Below are 1,135 nucleotides of genomic sequence, written 5' to 3' on the forward strand. Positions count from 1 at the left end.
TGCGCCGGGCGCAAAACCTGACCTATCAGGATTTTGATGTGAACCGCAAAGTGCGGGCTGAGATGAAGGGGCAAACGCCACGCATTGTGTGGTTCACTGGCCTGTCCGGTTCCGGCAAATCCACCATCGCCAACTTGCTCGAAAAGCGGATTACAGCTGAAGGCAAACACACCTATATTTTGGACGGGGACAATGTGCGCCATGGCCTCAACAAAGATCTTGGCTTTACCGATGAGGATCGGGTGGAAAACATCCGCCGTGTGGCCGAAGTGGCGAAGCTCATGGCCGACGCAGGCTTGATCGTACTCGTCTCCTTCATCTCACCGTTCAAAAACGAGCGCCGCTTGGCGCGCGAGGTGGCAGGCGACATTGATTTTGTCGAAGCCTATGTGAACACACCTCTTGAGGTGTGCGCCGAGCGTGATCCGAAAGGGCTTTACGCCCGCGCCAAGGCTGGGGAAATCAAAAACTTCACAGGGCTGGATTCACCCTTTGAAGCCCCTGAACGCGCCGACATTACCCTCAACGCGGCAGAGCATGATCCAACCGATCTCGCCAACGAACTCTACGACCTGCTGTTTGAAGGACATCAGTATCGGAAGCTTTAATGATGGCCGCCATCGCCCGTCCGATGTACTTTACTCTGTGAGTTGAAGATTTCGACTTCGATCAAAAAGACGAAGCCTTCAACTGAGATTAAGCGCGCCTGATGCAAGCATATAGGCGAGGGTGGTTTTTCCCGCGCCGCCCTTTTTGTGCACGATAGAAATGGTTTTCATATTGCCTCCATTTTTCGACCTTCAGGGTCGTCATAAATTAAGAAGAGCCAACCGTTGATGGTCAGCATTTCTTGTTCATCACGATCAAACGCCTCAAACTTTTGCCCAAGGTCTTGATCAGGCTTAATCAGCAATCGCAGCTCATAAGCATCGGCTTCGGCAATGACTGGATTTGAAAATCCGTCATTGACCGCCTCTTGATGATTTGAAGGCGAGCAGCGTTTTGCAGCTTTGCTATTTTGTAGATTTGTCATTTTTCATGCTTGCCTTTTTGTACTTTTGCCAACATGCATCATTGCTGTTTTGCTGTTTTGCTGTTTTGCTGTTTTGCTGTTTTGCTGTTTTGCTGTTTTGCT

At 50.1% G+C, this 1,135-nt stretch carries 3 protein-coding genes; 1 reads left to right on the plus strand and 2 read right to left on the minus strand.

Annotation, left to right across the window (positions count from 1 at the left end; translation table 11 throughout):
* A partial coding sequence (gene cysC, locus G549_RS20980; RefSeq protein ID WP_036223579.1) for an adenylyl-sulfate kinase occupies positions 1–608 on the plus strand: 608 nt, incomplete at its 5' end.
* Between the two features lie 78 nt (positions 609–686).
* Here cysC and G549_RS21870 read toward each other — a convergent pair.
* A complete protein-coding gene (locus G549_RS21870; protein ID WP_246778399.1) occupies positions 687–779 on the minus strand; it encodes a ParA family protein in 93 nt (30 codons plus the stop codon).
* A complete protein-coding gene (locus G549_RS0117665) occupies positions 776–1,033 on the minus strand; it encodes a hypothetical protein (RefSeq protein WP_027836120.1) in 258 nt (85 codons plus the stop codon). The genes G549_RS21870 and G549_RS0117665 overlap by 4 nt, the downstream gene beginning before the upstream one ends.
* Between the last annotated feature and the right edge of the window lie 102 nt (positions 1,034–1,135).

This window comes from Maritalea myrionectae DSM 19524 (assembly GCF_000423365.1).
In the GTDB taxonomy this organism is placed as follows: domain Bacteria; phylum Pseudomonadota; class Alphaproteobacteria; order Rhizobiales; family Devosiaceae; genus Maritalea; species Maritalea myrionectae.

Excerpts from the sequence above, each read along its gene's own strand:
- G549_RS0117665 (WP_027836120.1), bottom strand. The coding sequence starts at position 1,033 with ATGACAAATCTACAAAATAGCAAAGCTGCAAAACGCTGCTCGCCTTCA.
- G549_RS21870 (WP_246778399.1), bottom strand. The coding sequence starts at position 779 with ATGAAAACCATTTCTATCGTGCACAAAAAGGGCGGCGCGGGAAAAACC.